This window comes from Leptospira biflexa serovar Patoc strain 'Patoc 1 (Paris)', assembly GCF_000017685.1.
In the GTDB taxonomy this organism is placed as follows: Bacteria; Spirochaetota; Leptospiria; order Leptospirales; family Leptospiraceae; genus Leptospira_A; species Leptospira_A biflexa.
In genome coordinates, this window is record NC_010602.1 from 459,885 (window position 1) to 485,878 (window position 25,994).

At 37.7% G+C, this 25,994-nt stretch carries 28 protein-coding genes; 17 read left to right on the forward strand and 11 right to left on the reverse strand.

Features of this window, described 5'->3' with window-relative positions:
- Positions 1–18: 18 nt before the first annotated feature.
- The 4 genes from LEPBI_RS02265 to LEPBI_RS19420 all read left to right on the forward strand — a co-directional run bounded on the left by LEPBI_RS02265 (position 19) and on the right by LEPBI_RS19420 (position 2,514).
- A complete protein-coding gene (locus LEPBI_RS02265; RefSeq protein ID WP_012387489.1) occupies positions 19–645 on the forward strand; it encodes a DUF2306 domain-containing protein in 627 nt (208 codons plus the stop codon).
- Positions 646–748: 103 nt separating this feature from the next.
- Positions 749–1,675 carry an ABC transporter substrate-binding protein gene (locus LEPBI_RS02270; RefSeq protein WP_012387490.1) on the forward strand — a complete coding sequence of 309 codons (927 nt, stop codon included), beginning with the start codon at positions 749–751 and terminating at the stop codon, positions 1,673–1,675.
- 25 nt (positions 1,676–1,700) lie between these two features.
- Complete coding sequence (locus LEPBI_RS02275; protein WP_012387491.1) at positions 1,701–2,315, forward strand: nitrogen regulation protein NR(II); 615 nt, start codon at positions 1,701–1,703, stop codon at positions 2,313–2,315.
- Positions 2,275–2,514, forward strand: coding sequence for an ATP-binding protein (locus LEPBI_RS19420; RefSeq protein ID WP_041769592.1), 240 nt, complete (start codon positions 2,275–2,277; stop codon positions 2,512–2,514). Before LEPBI_RS02275 ends, LEPBI_RS19420 begins: the two co-directional genes overlap by 41 nt.
- Here the strand turns inward: LEPBI_RS19420 and LEPBI_RS02285 are convergent.
- Positions 2,474–3,685, reverse strand: a complete 1,212-nt coding sequence (locus tag LEPBI_RS02285; protein WP_012387492.1) for an acyltransferase family protein — start codon at positions 3,683–3,685, stop codon at positions 2,474–2,476. The two genes, LEPBI_RS19420 and LEPBI_RS02285, sit on opposite strands and share 41 nt — an antisense overlap.
- Positions 3,686–3,865: 180 nt before the next feature.
- Here LEPBI_RS02285 and LEPBI_RS02290 point away from each other — a divergent pair, with 180 nt between their 5' ends.
- Positions 3,866–4,162: a DUF805 domain-containing protein gene (locus LEPBI_RS02290; protein ID WP_012387493.1), complete on the forward strand. Its 297-nt coding sequence runs from the start codon at positions 3,866–3,868 to the stop codon at positions 4,160–4,162.
- Positions 4,163–4,343: 181 nt separating this feature from the next.
- Here the strand turns inward: LEPBI_RS02290 and LEPBI_RS02295 are convergent, their stop codons facing one another.
- The 3 genes from LEPBI_RS02295 to LEPBI_RS02305 all read right to left on the reverse strand — a co-directional run bounded on the left by LEPBI_RS02295 (position 4,344) and on the right by LEPBI_RS02305 (position 6,930).
- Positions 4,344–4,745 (reverse strand): DUF1801 domain-containing protein, encoded by a 402-nt coding sequence (locus tag LEPBI_RS02295; protein ID WP_012387494.1) that lies wholly within the window; start codon positions 4,743–4,745, stop codon positions 4,344–4,346.
- A 1-nt stretch (position 4,746) separates the two neighbouring features.
- Positions 4,747–5,640, reverse strand: a complete 894-nt coding sequence (locus LEPBI_RS02300; protein ID WP_012387495.1) for a hypothetical protein — start codon at positions 5,638–5,640, stop codon at positions 4,747–4,749.
- Positions 5,641–5,823: 183 nt separating this feature from the next.
- Positions 5,824–6,930, reverse strand: a complete 1,107-nt coding sequence (locus LEPBI_RS02305; RefSeq protein ID WP_187148068.1) for a tyrosine-type recombinase/integrase — start codon at positions 6,928–6,930, stop codon at positions 5,824–5,826.
- Between the two features lie 296 nt (positions 6,931–7,226).
- Between LEPBI_RS02305 and LEPBI_RS02310 the strand changes: the two genes are divergently transcribed.
- Positions 7,227–7,442, forward strand: a complete 216-nt coding sequence (locus tag LEPBI_RS02310) for a hypothetical protein (protein ID WP_012387497.1) — start codon at positions 7,227–7,229, stop codon at positions 7,440–7,442.
- Between the two features lie 144 nt (positions 7,443–7,586).
- Here LEPBI_RS02310 and nadB read toward each other — a convergent pair whose 3' ends face one another.
- Both nadB and LEPBI_RS02320 read right to left on the reverse strand, forming a co-directional pair.
- Entirely contained in the window at positions 7,587–9,188 is a 1,602-nt protein-coding gene (gene nadB / locus LEPBI_RS02315) for an L-aspartate oxidase (protein ID WP_012387498.1), read from the reverse strand.
- Positions 9,189–9,239: 51 nt separating this feature from the next.
- On the reverse strand, positions 9,240–11,084 hold the full coding sequence (locus LEPBI_RS02320) for a S41 family peptidase (RefSeq protein ID WP_012387499.1): 1,845 nt from the start codon (positions 11,082–11,084) through the stop codon (positions 9,240–9,242).
- A gap of 91 nt (positions 11,085–11,175) precedes the next feature.
- Here LEPBI_RS02320 and LEPBI_RS02325 point away from each other — a divergent pair, with 91 nt between their 5' ends.
- Complete coding sequence (locus tag LEPBI_RS02325; protein WP_012387500.1) at positions 11,176–12,204, forward strand: hypothetical protein; 1,029 nt, start codon at positions 11,176–11,178, stop codon at positions 12,202–12,204.
- Here LEPBI_RS02325 and LEPBI_RS02330 read toward each other — a convergent pair.
- On the reverse strand, positions 12,170–12,952 hold the full coding sequence (locus tag LEPBI_RS02330; RefSeq protein WP_012387501.1) for a pyridoxine 5'-phosphate synthase: 783 nt from the start codon (positions 12,950–12,952) through the stop codon (positions 12,170–12,172). The genes LEPBI_RS02325 and LEPBI_RS02330 overlap by 35 nt on opposite strands.
- Positions 12,953–13,056: 104 nt before the next feature.
- On the opposite strand from LEPBI_RS02330, the gene LEPBI_RS02335 reads away from it, so the two are divergent.
- The 9 genes from LEPBI_RS02335 (at position 13,057) to LEPBI_RS02375 (ending at position 20,405) form a co-directional block, all read left to right on the forward strand.
- Positions 13,057–13,560 (forward strand): FYDLN acid domain-containing protein, encoded by a 504-nt coding sequence (locus LEPBI_RS02335; RefSeq protein ID WP_012387502.1) that lies wholly within the window; start codon positions 13,057–13,059, stop codon positions 13,558–13,560.
- The gene (gene miaA, locus LEPBI_RS02340; RefSeq protein ID WP_012387503.1) at positions 13,557–14,447 is read left to right on the forward strand and encodes a tRNA (adenosine(37)-N6)-dimethylallyltransferase MiaA; all 891 of its coding nucleotides are present in this window, start codon (positions 13,557–13,559) and stop codon (positions 14,445–14,447) included. Before LEPBI_RS02335 ends, miaA begins: the two co-directional genes overlap by 4 nt.
- 21 nt (positions 14,448–14,468) lie before the next feature.
- Complete coding sequence (gene hfq / locus LEPBI_RS02345) at positions 14,469–14,720, forward strand: RNA chaperone Hfq (RefSeq protein ID WP_012387504.1); 252 nt, start codon at positions 14,469–14,471, stop codon at positions 14,718–14,720.
- Positions 14,721–14,772: 52 nt separating this feature from the next.
- The gene (locus LEPBI_RS02350) at positions 14,773–15,843 is read left to right on the forward strand and encodes a mannose-1-phosphate guanylyltransferase (RefSeq protein WP_012387505.1); all 1,071 of its coding nucleotides are present in this window, start codon (positions 14,773–14,775) and stop codon (positions 15,841–15,843) included.
- A 231-nt stretch (positions 15,844–16,074) separates the two neighbouring features.
- Positions 16,075–16,752: a hypothetical protein gene (locus tag LEPBI_RS02355; RefSeq protein ID WP_226992860.1), complete on the forward strand. Its 678-nt coding sequence runs from the start codon at positions 16,075–16,077 to the stop codon at positions 16,750–16,752.
- A gap of 20 nt (positions 16,753–16,772) precedes the next feature.
- Positions 16,773–17,249, forward strand: a complete 477-nt coding sequence (locus tag LEPBI_RS02360; protein WP_012387507.1) for a chemotaxis protein CheW — start codon at positions 16,773–16,775, stop codon at positions 17,247–17,249.
- Positions 17,250–17,282: 33 nt separating this feature from the next.
- Positions 17,283–17,999 carry a phosphate signaling complex PhoU family protein gene (locus LEPBI_RS02365; protein ID WP_012387508.1) on the forward strand — a complete coding sequence of 239 codons (717 nt, stop codon included), beginning with the start codon at positions 17,283–17,285 and terminating at the stop codon, positions 17,997–17,999.
- A 310-nt stretch (positions 18,000–18,309) separates the two neighbouring features.
- Entirely contained in the window at positions 18,310–20,085 is a 1,776-nt protein-coding gene (locus LEPBI_RS02370) for a methyl-accepting chemotaxis protein (RefSeq protein ID WP_012387509.1), read from the forward strand.
- Positions 20,082–20,405, forward strand: a complete 324-nt coding sequence (locus LEPBI_RS02375; RefSeq protein ID WP_012387510.1) for a hypothetical protein — start codon at positions 20,082–20,084, stop codon at positions 20,403–20,405. The genes LEPBI_RS02370 and LEPBI_RS02375 overlap by 4 nt, the downstream gene beginning before the upstream one ends.
- Positions 20,406–20,444: 39 nt before the next feature.
- On the opposite strand, the gene LEPBI_RS19425 is transcribed toward LEPBI_RS02375, so the two are convergent.
- The 3 genes from LEPBI_RS19425 to LEPBI_RS02385 form a co-directional block, all read right to left on the reverse strand.
- Entirely contained in the window at positions 20,445–20,639 is a 195-nt protein-coding gene (locus LEPBI_RS19425; RefSeq protein WP_226992861.1) for a response regulator, read from the reverse strand.
- Complete coding sequence (locus LEPBI_RS02380) at positions 20,557–22,380, reverse strand: hybrid sensor histidine kinase/response regulator (RefSeq protein ID WP_012476123.1); 1,824 nt, start codon at positions 22,378–22,380, stop codon at positions 20,557–20,559. Before LEPBI_RS02380 ends, LEPBI_RS19425 begins: the two co-directional genes overlap by 83 nt.
- Positions 22,381–22,615: 235 nt before the next feature.
- Positions 22,616–23,284, reverse strand: coding sequence for a hypothetical protein (locus tag LEPBI_RS02385; protein ID WP_012387513.1), 669 nt, complete (start codon positions 23,282–23,284; stop codon positions 22,616–22,618).
- Positions 23,285–23,409: 125 nt separating this feature from the next.
- On the opposite strand from LEPBI_RS02385, the gene LEPBI_RS02390 reads away from it, so the two are divergent.
- Positions 23,410–25,440 carry a tetratricopeptide repeat protein gene (locus tag LEPBI_RS02390; protein ID WP_012387514.1) on the forward strand — a complete coding sequence of 677 codons (2,031 nt, stop codon included), beginning with the start codon at positions 23,410–23,412 and terminating at the stop codon, positions 25,438–25,440.
- On the opposite strand, the gene LEPBI_RS02395 is transcribed toward LEPBI_RS02390, so the two are convergent.
- Positions 25,424–25,975 carry an LIC_12238 family plasminogen-binding lipoprotein gene (locus tag LEPBI_RS02395; RefSeq protein WP_012476125.1) on the reverse strand — a complete coding sequence of 184 codons (552 nt, stop codon included), beginning with the start codon at positions 25,973–25,975 and terminating at the stop codon, positions 25,424–25,426. The genes LEPBI_RS02390 and LEPBI_RS02395 overlap by 17 nt on opposite strands.
- Positions 25,976–25,994 lie beyond the last annotated feature (19 nt).

Here is a 25,994-nt window from a genome sequence, read left to right on the forward strand (position 1 = left end):
AAATGAAATCACATAGAAATGAATTCCACTACAAAAAAAGATTATTGGGTGATCGGCTCATTATTGTTTTTAAGCTTAGTTCCAAGCATCGCTGGAGCTGTTCGAATTTTCCAAATTGCAACTGGTTCTGGTTATACGGTTGAGAACCAACGATTTTTTAATGATCCCATACCTGTTTTCGTTCATATCATATCAGTTCTCGTTTACAGTATCTTAGGTGCCTTTCAATTTGCCCCTGGATTTCGGAGTCGGCATCTTATGTGGCATCGAGTTTCGGGAAGATTCTTGGTTCTGTTTGGGTTAACTTCTGCTATTTCAGGAGTTTGGTTGACCTTGGTTTACCCAAAGGTCCCAACCGATGGAGACTGGTTATTTGGGATCCGAATGATTGTAGGTGTTTGGATGTTTCTATGCGTTAGTCTGGGTTTTTTCTTTGTTTGGAAACGGAAATTCCAAACTCATAGCAATTGGATGTTACGAGGGTATGCCATTGGGCTTGGTGCTGGTACACAAGTTTTCACACATCTGCCTTGGTTTGTGATTGTCGGTGGAGATCCGTCGGGTGTTCCTAGGGATTTGATGATGGGGGCAGGTTGGCTCATCAATTTAATTTTTGCTGAGTGGCTCATCCGCAGAAAAAAATAATTTCCGTCCAAAGATTTTTATTACAAGGTTGCCAAAAATTCTCCTCATGTTATGCCTTTGTCAGTTTCGACTAACAATGCGATAAATTGGTGAGAAGTACTTAGTGTTACCAGATCAAAAACAATATCGAAACTTTCTTTTTACCTTTCTGTTTTTGATTTCTTTCCAACCGATCGTAAGCAAAGACCACATTGACTTACATTTAAAATGGTACCATCAATTTCAATTTGCTGGTTATTATACCGCACTTGCAAAAGGTTATTACCAAGACGCAGGACTAGATGTATCCATCCATGAGAGTAAAAATGGATTGGAGGGCTTACACAAATTGGTTTCTGAAAAGGAAGCTCGTTATGGTGTTGGTACAAACGAAGTTTTATTACAATGGCATTCTGGCACACCTATTGTTGTGATTGCTGTGATTTTCCAACATTCACCAACAGTATTATTCACTAAAAAAACGCATTCGGAACAGAGTCTGCAAAATTTAGTTGGGAAAAAGATCATGTTATCCCCGCATGTGTATGAAATACTTGCGTATCTAAAGAAGGAAAAATTAGATCCAACTAACTTTATCGCGTTAGATCATAGTTTTCGATTTTTGGATTTAGTTGAGGGAAAAGTAGATGCCTTAGACGGATATTCTACAACTCAAATATATGAAATTCAAAAAACTGGATTTCCGCTCATGGTTTTTTCTCCAAGGACATCAGGGATTGATTTTTATGGAGATAATTTATTCACAAGTCAAATCGAAATTCAAAATCATCCAAAACGTGTAAAACTCTTTCGGGAAGCAAGCCTTCGTGGTTGGGAATATGCCATGGAAAACCAAGAAGAGATTGTAGAATTAATTTCCAAACAATATTCAAATCAAATTTCGAGGGAACAACTTTTATTCGAAGCAAAACAAATGGAACCTCTGATCCAACCATCGTTAGTCGAATTGGGTATTTCAAAGGTATCGTTGGAACAAACGATATTCCGAAAATTTAAAAATAGAAGTTCTAGAGCGAACGGAAGAAATTAGGTTAAGTAATGAAACATTAAACAAAATGAATCAACTCCTGGAGTTTAAACTCAATGAACTTACTGATGCCCAAGAAAAAATTTTAATATCAGAAAAATTAGCAACCATCGGAAATTTAACAGCGGGTATGGCTCATGAGCTAAATACTCCTTTAACCGCCATAATTTCATCCAATGCCACGATTGAGGAATTTCTGAAAATTAATTTCCAGAAAATTGTAAATAAGGTATTTGCATTTTCTGAAGAAGATAGGGAAAGATTCCATACATTACAAAAAGTTTATACCCAAATAAAAAATGAATATTTAAATGAGAATCAGGAAAACGATTTAAAAAAAGAAATTCAAGTTAAATATGCTAAATCTCTGCAATCGATAGATCCGAATGAAACTGAAGAAATTGTTAGCTTAATCATAGATTCATTTGCATATTTATTGGGAGAAAATCTTAATTCAATACTTGGAACAAAAAAACAAAAGGAAATTTTGTCCCTCAGTGTAAACGTTGCCAATTTATTTGAATCAAGTTATGTGATTTCAATCGCTTCTGAAAGATTTACGAATGTAGTAAAGTCACTCAAGAAATATTTAATATCAGATGATGGGCCCATGGATCAAAGTGACCTTTTTGGACGAAGGTAGTGGTATACCAGAAGAAATCCAATCTTCAATCTTCGAACCATTCTTTACGACGAAGGAAGAAGGAGAGGGAGTTGGATTAGGCCTAAATATTTGTCAAAAAATAGTAAACAAAATGAACGATCGAATCGAGTTTGAAACCCAACCAGGCAAAACAAAATTTATGATTTTTTTGTTAGCTGCTTACGATTCCGTTCCTTAGATTCAAGTATCGATTTCCATTTTAAGAATGGAAACTCAATCATTATATATAAAACTGTGCTCACCAAAAATGTAAGAAGAAAAAAATGTAATGTTGCGATCCCAAATTGACCCGGAGTGATATAACCATTTTTTTGAAAAGGTTTTACCAAAGTTTGGAAAGCAAAAGGTGCCAGTAAAAGATTCCAAAGATACATCGTGTAACTTAATCTTGCTATGGGACGAAATAAAAAGAAACTGAGAAATGATTGAAAATGATTGTTTCCTAAAATTGCGACTAACAAAAAAAGAGCAAAAGATATATTATAAAAATTGTATGAAAAAATTGTTGTATAGGTTCCAATTTGATTCGTGATAAAATAGAAGTTTGTGGCATAAATTACAAAGGCAATGAGTAGAATATACTGCCAATACTTTTGCAATTTTTTCATTAAATCTAGATGAGATGAGATTTCCATTATGAGGATGCCAGCCATAAGGTCATCAAAACGGATATGGAACGCATGAAAAGCTTCCGTATAGGAACCATATTGATTATAATAAATGATTCTGAAAAGCATTGGAATGGAATATAAGATACTTAATAAAACAAACCTCTGTTTGAAATTGAAACGAAATAAAAAAATCCCTGCAACAAATGGAAAGAGTAAATAAAATTTTTCTTCAATGGATAAAGACCACGTATGGATGTTGTAACTTGGAAAATAATCTGATAAATAAAGTAAGTCAAATTTGAAGTTTTTATATGATTCGATTAATGATAGCGCGGAACTTTGTGCGGTAGGGTTTAATGAAAGGTTGGAACCACCTTTTTTTAAGATCGCTGTAACAAGTAAATATGTAATGATTAGATAAAAATAATAAGCTGGAAAAATACGGAGACTTCTTTTGATAAAGAAAAGTTTAAAATTGATTTCTGAATTTTGGTTCCATTCTTTTTTGAGGCCTCCGGAAATCAAATATCCACTGAGAACAAAAAATAAAGCAACTCCAGAATCTAGTGTATCGAAGAATTTTGTAATTCCTAGTTCTCCCCAGCCTATCATTTGTAAGCTTGGAACAGTGTGAAATAATAATACACTAATGATTGCCAATGCTCTCAGTCCATTTAGAGATTCGTTTTCTCCAGTTTTTTGAACCCAAATGGATTGAACTATTTTCCAAATTCTCATAACAGATTGTAACCTTTATCAATGAAGAAATAAAAGATACCACTTCACGTCGAGTTTATTTTCGTTGGAAATACATAGGGTTAGATTTAAAAAAATATCTTTTTTACTTTACTTTTTCGAAACAAATCATCTTATTTTGCCTGATTCAAGAATAGAAAAAGATAAGGTAGGTAAATTTATATGGCTTTCCAAGATGCGATCAAAGTTTGTTTTCAAAAGTATATTGAGTTTAATGGCAAAGCGAAACGACCCGAGTTTTGGTATTGGGTAGCGTTTACATTTGTTGTCAGTTTTTTATTCAGTATGTTCCTTCCCATCATTGGAATGGTCTTCTCTCTGGCCGTTTTCCTTCCAAGTATCAGCGTAGCAGTGAGAAGATTACACGATGTAGGAATGAGTGGCTGGTGGCTACTCATTGGACTTACGGGAATTGGTTTACTTGTTCTCATTTTCTTTTGGGCTCAAAAAGGAAAATAATTTCGATTTAAAGTTCTGTTTGGTATTTTCAATGTACAAATGTTTGTGCGTTAGGGACAAGTAGGGCTTGGTCACCTGCCATTGTTAAATGGTGGGTGACGGGAGCGAAAGCGCACCCCGGATTGGCCCGACCCGTATCCAAATCATTTATAATTTGAATCGAATTGGGAACGCCCCGATATTACTTTTTTGGTTTATATATGGTTAGATCAATTTCGATCGCATTTTGTAGGAAGGGGATCAAAATGAATTCGTTAACATCATCTACTGAATGATAAGTGATGCAATATACTTGTTTTCTGTTTTCACGTTCTAAAATTTGTTTTGGATCGTTTAACAAATAACCATTACAAAAACCAAATTGTACACCTGATTTTGGACCTGGTTTGATGGATGCCGGCCATATGAAACACACCCTACTGTTTTGAAAATAATAGAGTACCGAATAGGAGATTTTTTCTTCTAAACTTGTATACGGTTTCAGAATTTCCTTTAATTTGGTTACGATCTCTAGTTCAGTTTTTGTGATACTCGAGTAAAAAACTTCGATACCATTTTTTGGGTTTGAAGTTGAAGATTTCATTTTATTTTTCTTTTTCCAAGATACTTTGGTAGATGTTCTTTTGATTTTTGGTATGTTTTACTTGGTTGGAGGCGAACGTAAATAAATAAGATTTTTCTTCTTCAGATGCCAATCGACTGATTTCAGATCCAGTTGGATAACCTCCACAACCATCGTGTGACCATTCGAAGTAAATATCAGTTTCGGTTTCTTTGATGATGTGGAAGTATAAATCATTACAATCTTTTGAAAGTTCTGTTTTGACAGCCTTCATGAATTCGTGTCTGTTAGAAGTTCCAATCTGTTTTAAGAGTGTGAATCGGTAAAGTTCAGACCAAACAGGATTGTTTGTGCCTTCTGGAAACAATTCTAACATCGTTATGATCTCATCGTCTTCGGAATGTCCAATGATCCATTTCCTACCATCAAAATTTCGATGGAAAGGTATTTTGACCAAATCTTTTTTGATGCCAAAGTTTTTTTCCATAAACAATCGTAGGCTTACCTTGGTATCTTCAGAAAAATTAATGGGAATGTTTAGAAATTTTGTTTCACCTTTATGATTGGTGACTTCGATTGTAAAAAATTTACTAGTGTTACCAGATTCAAAAATCCAATTGTATTCTTCTTCGATTAATGCCTTACTTTCAATTGAGAAATTCCCTTTTTTGAGATTTTGAATCTCGGAAAAATATTCCTTTTTTTCCTTCCCATTCAATTCGAAGCCACGAATTGATTTCAGTTGATCTATCTTTATTTCTGCAGAAAAATTCCAACGAATCGATGTTCCATCAATGATGGGTCCTAAACTTTTGGATACGATCCATTCATTTTCCAGTTGTGGTTTGACTTGTGCATAAAGGTAAAAATGGAAAAAAACAATGGTGAAAAATGAGACAAATAGAATGCGTTTCATTGGTAACCTATAAAAGAAGTTTGATGCGAATTAAAATTTAGGAACATTAATTGGAATCGTCAATCAAATCATAAGAATGACTTGGAAATTCAGTGGGATGTGTAGTGAAAATGGTGATATTGGGATCGAAAGTGAATGTGCTTAGGGAAGGTTTTGAAAAAAATTTGTTCGAATGGAAATGAATTAGGTTTTAGATTGAGGTTCTGTTTTTGTCATTTGGTCAAGTGGACTTTTGATATTTTCCAATCGGCTTCTTGCCACCTTAGTATAAATTTGAGTTGTTCGGACACTTGAGTGTCCGAGAAGGGTTTGAATCATTCTTAAATCAGTTCCAAGTTCTAACAAATGTGTGGCGAACGCATGCCTTAGGCTATGGAATGTTACTTTTTTTGTGATTTTTGCTTTCGCGGCTGCTTGGTTAAATATTGTTTCTGCTGTTCTGATATGAAGAGGTTTTGTTCCAGCTCCGGGAAATAACCAAGGGATGTTTTTCACTTCGTTATAACTATATTTCAACAATAAATTATATTCTCTGATTTTTAAATATTCTTGGAGTTCAAAGACTAATGAATTGGCAAGTATTGTGTAACGATCTTTTTTTCCTTTGCCTTGTGTGATTCGGATCATATTTCTCTCGAGATCTATGTCTTTGGTTTTTAAGTGAATGACTTCGCTGACTCGTAAACCAGCTGAATAACTGATCAGTAACAACATTTTGTGTTTTATGTTTGGCAAGGAATTAAAAATTGCCCGTGTTTCTTCCGCAGAAAGAACCTCTGGTAACTTGACATCAGACTTGATTTTTGGAAATTTGAGATGTTTCATTTGTTGTCTGACATCTCTAAAATAAAATATAAATGCTTGTCTTGCTCCCCTTATGGTTGCTGACTTAACTGTCTTTTCTTTCACTTGAAAATCTAAATAATTTTCAAGATCCCTTGAGTTGATATTGATCGGTAATTTTTCCGTAAATAGTAACAAACGATAAAGGTGAGAGTAATAGGTTTTGGTTGTACAAAAGGAAAAATTTCGCTCTCGGGCTGCTCGAAAAAAATCTTCCAATATTCCACATTGTTTTGGAATTTCATTCAATAAGTATCTGATATCATAGTGCGAAAAGTCAGCTAATACACGTTTAATGGAGGATAGATCACTTGGGAAAGACCAAGTTTTATCTTCTGGATGGTACATCGCTTTGGGAATGGATTTTACAATTTTGATATACAATTCCGAATAAGGAAACTGTAAATGGAAACGTTTATCATTCATAACATATCTGAGTTTGATCATAAAACACCTAACCTCTATTGATTCATAGAGATAGGTGGTCTGTGCCTTCTTTGGTTCTGGATATGGTGTGATTTTTTGCGAAATCGCGGGAAAATGTTGGTGAATGGAGATTTGGTGATCGGTTTGAGGTGCGAATCTAGTCTCCCCGCCCTGAATTGGGTGGGGTTCTAGACCCGCCACCCAATACGCTCCCTCTATCACAGTATTTCCCAACTTCCAAACCAAAACCGAGCTCAAAGGTTTTTTTTCTTGGAAAGTTCATCCTTTTGCACAGTATGAAATCTAGAAGGAGTTTTATGAATTTAGTCACAGTCGGATTAGGCATTTTTTTTATCATTTATGGAATCACAACCTATGTTTTGCGTCTTTATAAACCCAGTTTTTTTTGGAAACTAGAACCAATGAAACAAAAATGGGGAGAAAAAAGAGGATACTTCATTCACGTTTTTAGTTATTCCATTTTGCCCGTGATTTTGGGAATTGTGTACACAATTTTAGGAATTCGTGGTTAATCAATAATTCATATAAGATTTGTTATGTGGGCGCCTCCAATTTTTACTTGAAAAAATAATTTTTACAATAGGGACCGGGCCCTTCGCTACAATCTTTCTCATAACGAGAAAGGATTTCCGCTTCGGTCCCTGGCGCAGGACTTTTTATAATTTATGAGATAGGATTGTATCTTGTCTGGATGGGGTGCGATCTTCTGGGTAATCCGTGCTAAAATGAAGCCCTCGGCTTTCCTTCCGTAAAAGTGCCGATCTCACAATCAACTCAGCAACCTTTACTAAATTACGAAGTTCTAATAAACCTAGTGAAACAGTGGTTCGATTGTAGTAGTCTTTCACTTCTTCTGAGATCAGTTTCAAGCGGCGAAGTGCCCGTTCCAATCGCATGTCTGAACGAACGATTCCAACATAATTACTCATGATGGTTTTGATTTCGATTAGGTCATGTGAGATGAGAACCCATTCTTCCGTATTGGTAGTTCCTTCTTTATTCCAATCTGGAATCAAATCAGTTTCCGAAGAATAGTTTAGTTTCCCTTGGGACCGAATGTCTTCTGCAATTCGATGGGAAAAAACCAAACACTCCAATAAACTATTCGAAGCCAATCGGTTCCCACCATGCACTCCCGTACATGTAGTTTCACCACAAGCATACAAATCGGCTATGTTAGTTCGTCCAAGAAGGTCGGTGGCAACACCACCGCACATATAATGCGCTGCAGGAACCACAGGAATAGGATCCGTTGTGATATCAATACCTAACTTTTTACATCGTTCGTAAATCGAAGGGAAATGGCTGATGATGTCGTTTGCGGGTCTGTGTGTGATATCAAGCAGAACATGAGGTTCTCCTCTTTTTTTCATCGTGTCGTCGATGGCTCGTGCCACGATATCTCTTGGTGCCAATTCTCCCAAAGTATGATAATCTTTCATAAATGGCCGACCACCTATTTCGCGTAAGATGCCACCATGGCCACGAACGGCTTCTGAGATTAAAAAACTATTCCCTTGTTCGTGGAATAAGGATGTGGGATGGAACTGGTAAAATTCCATGTTTTTGACAATGGCTCCAGCTCGATAGGCACTTGCAACTCCGTCACCAGTTGCGATATTCGGATTGGTTGTATGAAGATAGACTTGGCCTGCTCCACCGGTTGCTAAAATAGTTTTTTTAGCAAGGACTGGAAAAACTTCCCCAGTTTCAGTATCAACAATATAGGCACCATAACATCGTAATGGTAGGTTGTCTTTGTCTTTTAAATGATGTTTGGTGATTAAATCTACACAGGCATGGTTTTCTAAAATTCGGATATTTGGATTTGAATGGACGTTGTCGAGTAATGATTGTTCAACAGCACTTCCTGTTCGGTCAAGTGAATGGATGATCCTATTTTTACTATGACCACCTTCACGAGCCAAATCCAATTCACCAGTTTGGTTTCTGGTAAATGGTACCCCTAATTCTAAAAGTTCTTTGACTCGAGTGGGTCCTTCTTCTACCAAAACACGAACTGCTTCGAGATCACATAATCCAGCACCTGATTCCAAGGTGTCCTTGATGTGTTCTTCAAATTTGTCCTGATCGTCAAAAACAGAAGCAATACCACCTTGTGCATAGTTGGTATTGGATTCATAGTCAGCTTTTTTGGTGACAACAACGACCGAACCAAGCGGAGCCAATTTTAATGCGGTAAAGAGTCCACTCACTCCGCTTCCAATGATCAGGAAATCTGATTTAATTCGTGTCACATTCTATCCAATTGTATTCAAAATACTTTCAATAAAATCCCAATTAGGAATCTATGATTTTGTATTGATCATCCCTTCGATATAATCCAAACTTCGAATCAACATATAATCCGGTTTGATGGCATCATTGGAATGTTCTTTCAAATACGTATCTGCCTTTCCATTCTTTTTGGCATAGTCTTTGATCGCATTGATATTGAATCGAGACTTAACAACTCCTTCGTGAGGGATGAGTGGTAAGTGGTTCCACATATCTTCTTCACGGTATCGGAAAGGGAAGGTTCCATCTGCTTCTTCTGAAACTTCGATGTCTGGTGAGACTCCTACCACTTGGATGGTTTTTCCAGATGGAGAATAGTATCTCGCATTGGTAATTTTTAAGAGATAATTTGGATTATTATCTAATTTTTTGAGTGTTTGAACTGTTGCTTTTCCAAAGGTTCTTTCCCCAAGTAAAATTCCTCTTCCATGGTGTTGGATGGCACTGGCAACAATTTCAGATGCGGAGGCAGATTTAGAATTCATAAGAATTGCTAACGGTAGTTTTGTGATATCTTTGATTTTTGCAGGTTTTTCTTCATCACTTCTTCCAGGAGTTCTTGTAGAAACAATGATTCCTTTTTCGATAAACATATCTGCGATATCGACTGCTAAATCTAAATACCCACCAGAGTTACCACGTAAATCCAAAATAACGGCCTTAAGTGGTTTTCCATTCTCTTTTGCCGTTCTTTCCATTTCAGCAAGTGCATCTGCAATTTGAGTATCAATTGGTGGTTCCCCATTTCCAGGTTTTACAAATCCTGTCAGTTTGATATAAGCCACTTGTGGATTTTCTTTTACGAGATGGTAGGTAACATTTTTGATTGTGATTTTATCACGAATCACTTCGATATCAATTTTTCCTGTATTCCCTTTTCGAGAGATGGTTAACACAACTTTGGTGGCTTTAGGTCCTTTGATTTTTTTAACCACTTTATCAAGGGATAAATTTTTGATGAGTTTACCATCTACAGCCACAATGTTATCTCCACTGCGGATTCCGGCTTTGAGGGCCGGGCTACCTTCTAATGGATTTTCAACGATGACTTCTCGGCTTCCTCCACCAGAAAGGATAGCTCCGATTCCTTCAAAGGAACCATCGCTGATTTTGGACATGGATTCTTCCCAAACTTCCTCTAAAAATACATTGGAGTGTGGATCGAGAGAATTGAGATAACCATTTGCCGCCGCAACAAACACTTGTTCCATGCGGAACTCTTTTTTGTCTTCTTCCTCGTCATCGGGAAGTTCCCCATCAAGTTCTACTAATCCTTTTAAAACTGGAGTTTTGTATTTTTCTAAATTGTCTTGGATGTATGTAACGACTCGGTCAAAATCTTTTCTGGAAAAATTGATTTCTTCCCAACGTGCAGAGATGACTGATTTTTTTAATTTTTCTTTTTCGATCAGTTTTTTGAGCTCTGCATCTGATAACTTACGGTTTTCATTTTTTTTCCGTTTTTCTTTTTGGATTTTTTCCACCTGGGCATAATCAGGATCAAAAACTACAAATTTATCAGAAGGAGAGATTTTGAACGTAGTTCCTGGCCAAAGGTCCTCTTTATCGTCGTATTTTTCTCTCTCTTTAAAATAACTTTCCGGATAAATATAAAGCGGATGGGGTAAACTTAAAAAAGCAAAACTGGCTGCATCCGTGTAAGCTCGGTTGACATTGATGTGTTTGTCAATATACAGTTTGTCCACTGTTCGAATGACTGTTTCGAAGTCTACGTATGTGAAATTGGTCTCGCGGTTTTGCGCTTTTTTCGCTTCTGGTTCGCAGGAAATAAACCCAACTGGGAGGGCAAAACTTAGAAGGGTGAAAAAGGAAAGTAGATAAACAAATCGTTTCAATGGATCTCTCGTTTCGTGAATAGATTATCCTAAGAATTTCCGAATTTCCAGCGTAGGCAACACAAAAAAAATCGGGACAAATCTAGGACTCATGTATAACATAGACGGTGACATGCGCGCATTCGTTGTCCTGATTTTTGCCCTTTCCCTTGGGTTTTGTACCTCAGAGCCGGAAAAGAACCCAAACCGTGATCCTTACAGTTTGGAGACTCTTCTTTTTTTGGAGGAGGTTTTGCTTGATGTTTGGGAAAATCCTTCCGCAAAAGACGAAGCTATGTCCCGACTAAGATACGTTTGCCGAACAAAAGATACAGACGATGGGTATTTGTGTTATATGTGGGGTCTTCTCGAATACCATCGTGGCAACTACGCGGATAGTTATACTGGATTTCGGAAAGCATTGGAAAAAAATCCAAACGACACCCTCTATAAAAATATGTTGCGTATTTCCGCAGAAAAGTCCGGAAATTTGGGTGATTTAAAGGCACATTCTTACGATGGTGAGGTCCTTGCCACCATTTCGGAATTGCAAAAACAGTGTAGGGAAAACCAATCTCCATCGCTTCCAACCTTTCAGTTTTTAATCGAACGAGGAGTATTTACCAAAGACTCGTTACGACACGGGAGTTTTGCCATTTGTTTTCAAAAATTAGCCCCTGACGAACAAATCGTACTCCAAAAACTGATCAAAAATCCGAATCTATCTTACAAAGAAAGATTGTTTGCGGACCAAATGAAATCAGATCCCTTTACCAAAATTTGGGATACTTCCAGTTACTATCGAGGTGAGTTGGGGAAAGAAATGGTGGGGGCTACCCCTGGGGCCGTTACGGCAACTGTCTCCTCAAATGCAGAGACAAATCCCAAAAATACGGGCAGTCACAATCGTTCCGAGACCCAAATCACACAAGCTTGGAGAAAAGTCAAACTGGCAATCCTCTCGGGGAATGAAGCCCAAGCCAAAGAAGCCCTGAGACAATTTTTAGCGGAAGTGCAGATTGTGAAACGGAAAGGCAAAACAGAAGCATTCATGGCAACGGCTCTAGAACGAGCCGCCAAATTACTCATCGAACAAGACCCTCAGTTCACTCAGTTTCGTTCCCTAGCGAAAGAACTTTGAGATAGGATTTGACTGTCGTTTCTAAACCATCCACTAAACTTTGGGCCATCAAACGATGCCCAATGGAAACTTCTTTTAAGTAAGGAAGTTTTGCAAACACTCGTAGATTATTGGTATCCAAATCGTGTCCCGCATTCACAGCTAACCCTAGTTTGTTTGCCTCAATGGCGGCTCTTTGGTAATCAGTGAAAATTTCTTTTCCTTTTTCTTCCGAAAGATCGAAAGCATGTGCAAAAGGACCTGTATAGAGTTCAATTCGTTCGGCACCAAGGGCAACCACTTGGTCATAAAACGTAAAATCGGTTTCCATAAACAAAGAAACACGGATCCCTTCCTTTCGAATTGCCTCTACAATGGGTTTTAAGGTCGAAAACGTTTTTTGATCGGCAAATTGAAATCCATGATCCGAGGTGATTTCGCCTGGTTTCACGGGAACGAGAGTGGCTTGGTCTGGTTTTGCTTTGAGTACTAGGTCTAAAAAACGTTCACTTGGTTCGCCTTCTATATTGTACTCTTTTTTAGAAATTCCTAATTTAGTAATTTTTTCGTTGTAAGTTCGTAAAAACTCCTGTAATTCGAATACATCTTGTTTGGTGATATGCCTTTCGTCCGAACGAGGGTGAACAGTGATCCCATGAGCACCTGAATCCAAGATGAGTTCTGACAGTTTCAGGACACTAGGAAGGGATCCTCCACGAGAATTGCGGAGAGTGGCGATCTTATTGACATTGACACTTAATTGGGTCATAGGAAAAAAAAAACTTTTCATTAATTTTCATCCAGGAGAAAACCGTCCAATTTCAAAAAGGTTGTCCCGTAACGGGGATTTCCAAAACTGTCAAAAGTACGTTTATGGTCGCAAAAAAAGCAGCAAAGAAGCAGGCTCCTCCCAAAAAAAAGGTCGTAGCCAAGGAAAAACCGAGTAAGGACGCCAAGTCCTCTTCCCCGAAGGAAGATAAAAAAAAGACCGTAGTTGGGTCGAAAGTCCCTGCTACCAAGGGGAAGGCTGTACCAGCTCCAAAAACTGCTACAGCTACCAAGGAGAAACCGACCCCACAAACCAAAGCGCCTGCTGTAAAAATTGATCCGAACAATCCATTAGGAAAGAAGTTCAATTGTTACTCTTGCGGAACGAAGTTTTATGATTTGAATAAACCAGAAAAAAAATGCCCTAAATGTGGATCAGACCAGTTGGCAAAACCAGCAATCAAATCCCGCATGGCAGCCATCCGTAGTTCGGAATACGAAGTGGAAGAAGAGGAAGAACCAGTCATTGAAGATGATGAACTCTTAGAAGAAACGGAAGAATTGGAAGAGGCCGAAGAAGAGGAGGTCGTTGCCGAGGAAGAGGAGTGATCCTTCCCATCCTTGGTGGACCCACCGGTTCTGGAAAAACTTCCCTCACACAAGTCCTAGACCCAAAACGTTTCGAAATTGTTTCTTTTGACTCACGCCAAGTCTACCGGGACCTTCCGGTAGGCACAACGGCACCCACTCCCGAAGAGTGTTCTACGATTCGACATTGGCTCATTGGTTTTTTAAATGCCAACGAGTCCATCAATGCCAACCAGTTTTCCCTTTTAGCCCGCAATGCCATTGCTGACATCCAAAGTCGTGGAAAAATTCCTTTTCTCTTAGGAGGGACTGGTTTTTACCTACGAGCTTTTTTACTCGGAATGTATCCCGTACCAACTGTACCCAAAGAAACAAAAGACTATGTATTCACACTTCCTTTGGAAGAGGCAAGGTCTCAACTCCTGGCCAAAGATCCAAAGGCCATGGAATCTCTTTCCGACCAAGATGGATACCGCATCAAACGTGCTTTGGAAGTTGTACTCACAGGAGTTTTGTGGTCAGATGTTTCCAAAGAAACTGTGGGAGGGTTTTGGAAAGACAATCCAGAAGTGAAAATCGTTGGTCATTGGTTGGATTGGCCCAGGGAAATTCTGTACCAACGCATCAACACTCGAGTGGAAACGATCATCAGAGGTATGTTAGAGGAAACGAAAGAAGTTTTATCCAAGTATGGTCCTGACTGTCCAGGGTTACGAACCTTAGGTTACAATTTTGCGCTTGCATTCCTAAATGGAATGATAGACAGTAATACATTCATTGAACAGCTGGCGCAAAGTCACAGAAATTATGCAAAAAGGCAAATCACTTGGTTCAAAAAAGAATCATTCCTTTCGCCCATTTCTTATGATGCCGCTGTCCAATTGTATACAAATATAGAACAAAGATAGAGAGAACACTCGGGATTTCCAATGTCGGCAAAAAATAACATCCAAGACCAACTTTTAAATACAGCAAGAAAAGAGAAAATTGATCTCACCATCTACCTGTTAAATGGAGTGCCCTTAAAAGGAAAGGTTGTCAGTTTTGACAATTTCACCATCATTTTAGAAAACGAAAACAAACAGAATTTGGTCTATAAACATGCCATTTCGACTATCATCCCAGCAAAACCAATCAAACTTCATAGCGAGGAAACTCCAAAGGAAGCGGGTGGAGTATAATTCTTTTCTAGTTTTCCTCTTTTTCCCTTTCTAAATTCTGGTTCCAAACCCTATGGCGAAATTACCAAAAGAAACCCCTGTGGTTCTGATTATGGCGGGAGGAAAGGGGGAGAGGTTCTGGCCTCGTTCCCGCACCAACTCCCCAAAACAGCTCCAAAAAGTATATTCCAACAAAACTCTCTTACGTGAGACCATTGACCGGGCCCTTACTATCACGTCACTTGATCGCATTTACATTGGGACCAATGCCACACTTAAGGCTGAGATTCTAAAAAAAGACCCTAAGTTTCCCTCGGGAAATTTTATCATCGAACCAGAAGGGAAAAACACAGCTCCCATCATTGCCCTCTCTGCTCTTTATTTCCAAAAAAAATATGGGAACCCCAATCTTATTGTCCTTTCTGCGGATGCCTTCATTGATCCCGTCAAAGAATTTACAAAAACCATCGAACAAGCATTGTATGAAACTGAAAATGGGATGGTTTTACTTGGCGTCAAACCTAACCGGCCAGAAGTAGGGTATGGTTATATCAGTACTGGCAAACCAACTGATGTTGGTTATACGGTAAAAGCATTCTTTGAAAAACCAGATTTCAAAACGGCACTCAAATACATCAAAAAAAAGAATTTTTATTGGAACCCTGGGATCTTTCTTTTCCGAACCGAAACGATTTTATCCGAACTGGAACGACATGCGCCACATATTTTGGGACCCCTCAAAAATGGATTTCCATTTAAGAGTTTTGGAGACTTGAAGTCGGCCTTCCAAATGTTACCTTCGGAAGCCATCGACACTGCCATTATGGAAAAATCGAATCGCATTCGGATGGTGGAAGCCACATTCAATTGGGATGATGTGGGATCTTGGATGTCCCTTGAACGTATTTTACCTGGTGACAAAGAAAAAAACCACCACCAAGGAAAAGAAGTTCTCTACCATAAAGCTTCGGGCAATATTTCTTCCGTGCAAAAAGAGCTCATTGCTTTCCTTGGTGTGAAAGATCTCATCGTAGTAGAAGAACCTGATGTCCTCCTTGTGACTTCAAGAGAGGGTGTGAGTGAGATCAAAGCGATGTTATCCAATATGCGGAAAAATAAAGTTTTACAAAAGTACCTCGACTAGAAATTTGACAGAACAGGCTTGATATAAGGAGGAAGGAATGCCTTCCGGAAAAAAGAGAAAGCGTAGAAAAATCGCAACACACAAACGTAAGAAAAAACGCAGAGCCAACAGACACAAAAAGAAGAAATAATCTTTCTTCAGTGACTTACTGTTTCCTCCGATAGATTTGTTATGAAACAAGTCTGGAGGAAACAGAAACCCCGCACCCCCGGTTTCATCCGAGCATTTACCATGGAAACACCTCTCGGGGATGTCCTGGAGGCTGAGTTTAATTTTCACGAACGACTCGTTCGTTTATCTGTCGAGATCAAAGAAGAGAAAGGACGTATGTACGGAGCCACCGTGAAAAACGGAACTGTACAATCCGAGAAGGATATCACTTCTGGACGTGCCTACCCAGTCTTTCGAAAGATTTGGCCATTCCGCGAATACTTCAGTTCCCTCCCTGACAAAGACATGTTGGTTAGTATTGGCGGAGCGTATGAAATTTACCCTCCGTTCCAACCAGAAGTATCCGAAAAAAAACGAAACGCACGTGGACCAATGGAGTCAGCACTCTTTCCCTCCACGCGGTATGATTCCATCTTTGGGATTGTCCGTGAGACAAGGTTCCAACGTTGGAGAAGGGAACGAAGAGAGGCTAGAGAAGCGCGAGGATCGCTCTGGACACGTTTCAAACGTAGGGTCTGGGGAGATTTGCAAGATATCTGTCTCGGCGTCGGATTTGGATGTTTGGTCTATTATGTATATTATGATTATGTCGTATTAGGTCTCAGTCTGGGAATCTTAGGGATGGTCGCAGGACTTCTGGATTTTCTTGTGAGAAAACGATCTGTCTTAATGACAAAAGTGTTGTCATTTCTCAGTTTCGGTTCATATTTTTTCTACAACGGCTACGTCTATTTCTAGACGTAGTAGTAGAAATTGATATGGCAAAAGAAACATCCCAAGCAAACCAATTCATTCATGAACAATACATCATTTTCAATTTGGGCGATGAAGAATATGCCATCCCCATCACAATTGTAGAAGAAATTGTCAAAATCACAAACCTAATCCGTGTTCCACAATCAAAGAGTTACTTTGCAGGGATCATGGACATCCGAGGCAAAGTGGTTCGGATGATAGACCTTGCCAAACGTTTGAATATCAAAAATGTAAACGAAGCGGCAGACCGTGCGATTGTGATCAATGTCTCTGGCAAATCGATTGGAGTGATCGTGGACAAAGTGTCCCATGTCGTTCATTTCCCTGCCAACCAAGTCGACCCACCACCACCTTCGGTGAAAGGGATTTCTTCTCGTTACATCACAGGAGTCGGGAAAAAAGACAACCGCTTCATTATCCTCATTGATATTGAAAAAATCCTGACAGTAGAAGAAATTACGGAACTGGCCACCGTTTAACTTTGGCAGATGAAATTTGTTTGAAGAAATACAATGATCATCTCTAAATTTTATTACCTACGAAAAAACTTATACTCGATGGCAGAACTTGTTTTGGAACAAGTGATCCTCCTCAGTGAAGCATTAGAAGCAGATGATTATGAACAAGCTCTCAATATTGTGGAACGTGATGACCTCATTGATGATTTGGAAAAGGAAAATGATAACCTATCCCAAAATGCCATTTTAGAAGCCGTGAGTAACCGCAACATCTTAGGGATGGGGGATGTGGACAATGGCATCGTATTAAAAAAAGACCCCCTTCGTTTTGCCCTCTCGGCGATCCGGATCACAAGGAATATGGAACGTATGGGTGACCAGGTGGTGAACTGTGCGGATGTGTTCCGGCATCAAACCATTCGCAAAGGCCTATTCAAAAACGAAGAACCAATGACTTTAATTTTATCTCGAGTCACCACTCTTGCGGGTATGGCGATAGAATCCCTCGTCGAAGAAAAAGAACGTTTCATGGGAAGTGTGAATTCTTTAGAAGATGAGTTGAACGAACTTTGTGACCAAGCATTCAAAAAGTATCGGTCGGTTCCCGATATGGAGAAACAAGAATTTGCAGACGTATACCGAATCATTCTCGCATTAGAAAGGTTAGGTGACTATGCCGTGAATGTTGCGGAAGAACTTGTTCGTCTGAATACCGGAAAAGACATCCGCCATTTGGAAAACGTAAAGTCGAAACCTACTTTATATCCATAAACTAGATTCTAAAAAATTGTTTAAATCGTTCCAAGGATGGTTTGATATCCCCCATCGATTACCGATTAGATGAAAAATTGATCTTTTTTAAAAACAATTTCAGCCTAAAATAGAAATCAAATACAGTCCTTGAAATTTTTGCTTAGCAAGCCGGTTGAGAAACAAATGTCCGATGTTTGAAAAGATTGTATTTAAGTTTGGATGTATTGGTCTTATGGTATCTACTCATATCATAAGATCAAGGAATTCGAATCAAAAGATTAAATTCATTTGACAGAGGAATTAGAATCCTTTTAAAATTCCTCTGTCAATGAAACCAAAAGAAATTATTTCCAAACCAAAATCAAAAAGTTTTTTCCTAGTTTATACACTCTTTACCAATTTGGATCCATTTTTATTCTTTGTAGGGATATTTCTTATTTTTGGTTGGGCAAATTTTGCATCCTTTATTAAAATTTTACTCTACTTAGCACCCCCCATTATAGGATTTCACTCGCTTCTGTTTTTTCTGAAACATAAAGAGTTTAAAAAACTATTATATCGTCCAGAAGAGATCCCCTATACTGAAAAAGAACTCAATATCATTCGCAAACTTTCCAAAAATGGAGCACTCAATATTCTTTCTACGAATGTGGGGGGACCTATTCTCACAATGGTCCTTGCTTACCATTTTGGTATGGTAAGATCTTATGGTGAAGTCGTGTTTCTTTCTTTGTTAGGTGTATTACTTGCGATGGCAATTTCTTCTTTTTTCTACGTTTATGTTGAGCAAAGAATGTATGATGTTTACAATCAATTGAAACTCAAACCTCTCAGTTTGTTTGCTAATTTATTTTTCCCTATTTTTTCTACATTTGTGATCGAATACTTTTTGTTTTCATTTTACATCTATTCACAATTTCGAAGTCATGTTGATGTCAACCAATTACAATTGATCTGTATTGGATTGAGTTTTTTCATAATATTGATCATTTCTTTATTGTTTTTTGTTCTATGGAAATTGACAGGTAATACATCAGCAACCATCCGAGATGTATCCGATATCTTGAAATCTTTCGCCGAAGGTGATTTACGTTCTGATGTTCGAATCAATGAAACTCGAAATGAAATTGGTGTAATCTCTCTCTATTTAGAAGAAGCAAAAACAAAACTCAATCGCCTATTGACTTCAATTATAAACCATTCTTCCAAAATCCAATTAGAAGCAAAAACGTTAGAAGGTTTATCAAGTGAGTCAGCAGAACATTCACAAGTTCAAGCTGCTTCTTTAGAAGAGGTTGCTGCAGCATTAGAAGAAAATGGGTCATCCATCAATGGAATTTATTCGGATGCTTTAGAACAAAAAAAATTAACGGCCGCTACAAATGAATCCATTGAACATTTATTTACAATATCATCCAGTGTGAAAGATATTTCGCTTCATGCCAAAGAGAAGGCAGACTCGGTAGAATCTGAAGTAATCAAAAGTGGAAAATCAATTACAAGTGCAATCCAATCCATAGAAGAAGTAGACAAAAATGCAGTTGAAATTGGAAAAATTTTGGAGATCATAAAAGATATTTCGGAACAAGTCAACTTACTTGCGTTAAATGCTTCAATTGAGGCAGCTCGTGCTGGTGATATGGGAAGAGGATTTGCTGTGGTTGCTTCCGAAGTGGGAAAACTCGCCGAAAGAACCGCATCTTCTACAAAAACCATATCAGATCTTATCAAACGAGTTTCCATTTCAACTCATATGTCGGTTGATTCTGTAAAATCTGCGAGCGAGACATTCCGTTATCTATCAGAAAGTGTCATCGAGATCATCAATAATATAGATAAGGTAAACCAAGCCAATTTAGAACAAATCACAGAAGTGGAAGAAATTAGAAAACAATCGGAAAATATAGTCAATAGGTCCTCTTCTGTTTCGTTTGCAACGGAAGAACAAAAAAAAGTAAATGAAGAGATGGGAACGTCCGTCCATCATTTGGCAAATGATACAGCAAAATTATCGATGATGTCTGAAAAAACAGCTAAATCATCGGCTGAATTAAATTCTCTCATTGTCGAATTGAACAAAGAATTATCTTTGTTTAAATTATGATCTCTGCAACATTTCTATTCAAACAATTTGCTTCTGATCCAGTATTTGAGTCCTTAGACCAATCTATCGAGAATTTTGTAACCAACCATCCTGAATATTTAGGAAGAGACCAATGGTCTAACCAGGAAAAAGGAATTTTAGCCGTTGTGTACTACTTCAAATCCGAAAAAGGATTGGAAGCCTTAAAAGATTTTTCTGATCATAAGACTGCCAAATTGAATCATGCTCAGTGGTATGAGGGTTACCAAGTGATTATCTCACAAGTTATAAAATCATATGGGAATGGTAAGTTAGAACATGTAACCAATCGCAAATTGTAAAAAAATCCGTCGATATCATTTCGAAATTGTATGAATAACTTATTGGTTTCGTTTGTATAAAATTTCTCGATACGTTTGTAACAAGTTTTCAATGTAAAATGGTTTGCTTACGAATCCATCCATACCCACTTCCAAACATCTTTCTTTGTGTTCATTTAAGACATGGGCTGTCACTGCAATGATGATGGAAGGAGTTTGATTCGGATTGGATCTTTTGTTTTTTGAGTAACCCACCAATCACTTTTTGGTTTAATACATTGTCTTCTACGACTAAAACTCGTTTCCCATCAAATGGAACCACATTTGGTTTTTTGTTCATTTCCAATGAATCTGAAATTGGAATTTGTTTGGATACAGGCGACGAAATTTCAATTTGGTAGGAATTGGTTTCTTCCTCTATGCTAAGTGGAAACGAACACCAAAATGTACTTCCTACTCCTTTCACACTTTCCACACCAATTTTTCCCTCTAAAAGACCAACCAATCTTTCGGAAATGGCAAGGCCGAGCCCAGTTCCACCATACTTACGTGAGGTGGAAGTATCAACTTGCGAAAATTTTTGGAATAAAGAAGTGAGTTTTTCATAGGAAATTCCAATTCCTGAATCTTTGATTTGAAATAAGATCGAATGTTCTTCTTTTTTGATCGAAAGAATCACGAATCCAGTTTCCGTAAATTTAATCGCATTTCCAATTAAGTTGAATAAAATTTGTCGAATTCGACTTGGATCTGAAACAATCACCTCAGGCACATCGGGATTAATTTCGAATTTAAATTCTAATTGTTTGGTATTTGCTTCGATGGCAAATAAATCAAAAATTTCCCTGACTAAATTTGCTAAGTGAAATGGAGTTTTTTGAATTGTTAATTTTCCCGCATCGATTTTTGAGAAATCTAGAATATCGTTTAGAATATTTAAGAGTGCTTTTCCTGCATCAGCGATCGTTTTTAAATAGGACTTTTGTTCTGCATCTAAATCTGTTTCGAATAAAATCTGTGTGATTCCAATCACTCCGTTCAGAGGAGTTCGTATCTCATGACTCATCGATGCTAAAAATTCAGATTTGGCACGACTTGCCATTTCTGTCTTTTCGTATAACTCCTGTAACCTTTTTTGTGTCGTATTTAAACTATTTAAGATTGTTTTGTTATCATTTAAGATTTGGATATCACCTGTAAATTTTCCTTCACCAAGTAAAGAAATGAGTCGAAAGACTTCGTCGACACTCCCTCCCATAATGGACACCAACGATCGATGTGTGAAATACAAACTAATTCCAAAAACAATTCCAGATAAGATAAGAACTGTTCGTAGGAAAAAAACTTTTTCTTTTGCATCCAATATTGCCTGAGTTGTCCGGTCATCCAATTGGTGGTATAAATCATTGATTGGTTTCATAATCTCTGCTTTGAATTTCAGATACTGATCATCAAATAAAATTGCTACTGCTTTGGGATTGGATTTTCCAGTTTTTAATTCCCTGTCGATCATCGACATGGATTCAAATTCGATTTTGGTGAGTTGGTCTGATTTTTCTTTAGATAAGGATAGTAATAAAAAATCTGACTCTAAAAAACCAGCTTGTTTCATGGCATCCAAAATGCTGATCTTTTCCCCCTCTTCGGAAGGTGGAGGTAATTGATCGGCAATGACCAAATCCCAATAAGCATAGTCATACTCATTAGGTCGTGGCCTAACACCATTTCGGATCTCTAAAATGCGTTGGAAGTAAGCTTTGAATTTTGGTTCTTTTTGAATTGCATACAAACGGACAAGGTTTGTTAGTTGGTCTGATGACTGGCGGAGTTCATTGGCAATTTGTAACGACCGATGCCGGCTTTCCTCCGCCGCATCAATGTTTCGTTCACTAGCAGTGTAAAAAGCAAAGGCTATGGATACAAAAATAAATAAAATGAAATTGGTGAGTAGATAGGGAAACAATCTTCCTTTTGGTTTCCAAGTTCTATCCAACATGGCGATACTTTACAGGAAATGAAAAAGGAGTAAAGGATTATATTCGTTTGGAGAGTTGATCTGGGAATGAATTACGAGATAGGGTGGACTTTCAAAAAGAAACAATGTCCTTAGAAACAAATTTCTGGACTGAATTTTATCAGTTCATTGATAAATCCATAGATCAATCATTTTTGAAACACAATTTTGATTGTTTTCAAAATCTAAGGCTGTTACCACGAAGACTTCTTTTTCATTATGACTTTCCTTCCATGTATGCTTGTAATTCTTGTTGTAATCCTTCAGGTAAACTTAAACCCCGCGCTCGGATCCTTTCATTGTATTTATTAAATGACATCCGATGTTGGTTGGTGTTTAAGTATCCTTCTAATGCTTCGGATGCCCAAGGAATGATTTCTTTTACGAAATCATGATTTTCTTCTAACTGATCACAAAACGGAATGAAAAGTGGACGGTTGACTGGTCTACCTATATTACGATAGAATAATAAACAAAAAAGTGTTTCATCACCTAAAACGGATTCGGTTCGAATTTTTTCTTCAACATATTTTAGATTGATACAATCTAAATAATCTATGTTAAACGATTCTGGTGCTAATCGTTTTGTAACAAATTTAGAGATTTCGGTTTTTACGAATGTTAGATTGTTACAATGATGAGGGCAATTGCCTTGGTCTTTGTGAAGATCACATTCTAATAACAAAATACAGTCTACATCCGATGTTGGGTCTACGATTCCAAAATTGATGGAACCGAGTAGTTCTAACGCTACTTCGTACCCTTTTCGGGAAAGTTCTTGTGTTGCCAGTCGGAACGCTTGCATTCGTTTGAGGGCATACTTCGTATCATAATTCCTATATTTATTTTTGAGAACGAGATACCTTTCTACTATATTTTTGGACATATGTTTTTATATAATGGCGTTTGGATTTGAATTGTAGTGAACGCCATTTGCCCAAAGAATACAACACCTTTTGTATTGGGAAAATTGAAATTTCGCCGATAATTGAGAATAGGTAGGAATGGAATTTGGAGTCACTGAACTTAGGCAATCTGGTTTCAAAACGTAAGTTCCATTTGGCCATTGGATCTCTACTCATCCTGATCCAAACCTCCGTTTGGGGAGGAGAGGAAGACCGTAGGAATCCACTTTCTGGTTTGTATCTCTCTCCCTTGCAGGTGATTTCCATCGAGGAAATCAAATCTCTCGATACAGAAAAACGCATCACAATCGATGAAGATTCAGGGATTGCGCTTCGTGACGAACCCAAACCTACAGACCCCAATGCTCCCGATGTACCGGTCGCGCCTGGTGCTGACCTCCCTGTTGATCCTGGCCAAGAAACGGGACCAAAAAACATAGAAACTAAGATCCGTGAGGCGGAAGGACTCCTCAAACGATATTATAGCCAATTCATCGAAGAAAAGCGGATTTGGGAAGATCGCGAAAAGGGAAATGTTTATAATTCTCGTACCGAGATGAATGACATTCGATTATTACTTTGGCAAAGTACCCATAAACATTCGGAAACGTTTATTGTCCGAGATTCTCCTCTTCTCTATTACCTTCATACCAAACTTGCGAAACTATATGTGGAAGCAGAAAAATTTGCTCCAGCACTCAGACATTACCTCGCTGCGTTTCGGTATCATCCTTTGGAGATGACAGAAGAAGGGTATCGTAATGGAGAGTGGCAAAAAGAAGATGTTCTTGGATATGATGAAAGTGCAGCAAAAGAACATGATAGATTGTACAAGGAATGGATCCAAGCGGAACAAAAATGGAAAAAAGCTAAAGATGATATCCATCTCAAAGAAAGTGCTTGGGTCCGTGATGGGAAAAAACTCTCGGAATTGGCACCTCAATCAAAACTTTGGAATGACGAAGTGCGTATGTTAGATGAATCAAGAAAAAAAGCTAAATCAAATTATGATGAATCATATAATAAAAGATATTTGGCTTATTTAAATAAACGAAAACAAATTGAATCGAATGAACTTTATGCTTTTGCCAATGTTGTCAAAAAACTGGAAGATGATAACAAAGAACGTTTAAAAATTGTCAATAAACTCGGAACAGCAGGAAAAGGGATTTATGTTTTGTTCGATTATAAAAGAAATACTGATTTTTTTGCATATGAATTGATCCTTGAACGAGCCTATCGGATTTGGAATGAAAACCCAAATGTTCTGAGTGATATTGCCGAACAATTCCGTCAAGATGGGAAAAAAGAAAAGGCCGCAGATTTTTACGAAAAGGCACTTACTGAATACTTAAAAAATCAAAATCCATCAGATGATGAAAAAGAAAAAATCATCAAAGCTAATTTGCGTTTAGCAACGATTAATGCTGACTTAAAACGAAATATCCTAGCGGGAAATTATTACGAAACCTTCTTTCGATTGAGTCCAGATACTCCTGAAAAAACAAGGGTTTCTTATGAAATTGGAGTCTTTTTCAATCATAAGATTGGTGATCCTGAAAGGGGTTCCAACTTTTTAGAGTATTGGTTGGATAAAAATAGTAAGGATTGGAATCCATCGCTTGCGGAGGACACAGGGGTTCCGGAAATGGAATCGATTGCATATTATTATCTCAGCAAAAAAGATAAAAAACAAAAAAAATATGAGTTAGAACAAAACAAACTGAATATCTCCCTCATGCAGTGGAAAAAAATTGATGAAAAACTCATCCTTGCAGAAAAAGAAAGACTAGATTTGATAGAAAAAAAACAATCTCTCAAAAAAGACTTAATGGTCACAACGCTTGATGATATTTTATCTCAATACCGATTGATGGATTTAAAAATTGAAGACCAAGAAGCTGTGATTCGTGTTTTGGAAACTAAACGGAATAAAATCCCTCTCATTAAAATTTTATTCCGACTTGGAGTACTATCCGAAGAAAATAGGGATTTTAAAAAAGCACAAGAATATTATGAAACGGTCATCAAAGAAGGTGGCGAAACCGAAGTGCGAGTGGCATTAAAAGAATTAGAAAGGATTAAAAGGATTTTAGAAACAGGAAATATTCAACCTCCCATCAACGAGAGTATTTAATGATTTCGTCTGTTTGATCTCCAGCTAACTCCTGCTCAAGGTTTTCTCTCGTATAACCTTCATCAGGTAAAACACGAAACTTTACCTCATCCACTGTATCACCTTCGTAAACGATTTTAATCAAATACTCGCCAGTTCGTAATAGAGAAAATTCATCCCGAATCGCAAGGGTATCTGGCTCCGCACGTTTCTTTTTGATATCAATTTCCACAAAGTCCAATTCATACCGATTGAGAGAAATATGGAAATCAGTTTCGAGACCAGGATTTCTTGAGAATTGGTAAACATAATGGATTGTATCTGTTGGTGAAAATATTAGATCATCACGCATCATTTTATAATCAGTGATGGTTTGGATGTGTTGTTCCAGGATGTCCATCTCTTCCATTTTGGTTGTTGTCCAACCAAACTCACCTTTTGGTACACCACATTGAATCAAAAGAAAGAAAGGTAAAATGTATGAAATTTGTTTCAGCGAAATCTGAGAAAATTTAAGAAGTTTGAATGGAAAGAGTTTGGACGAATTCTGTCTCATCTTACTTAGAGTTTCGTCC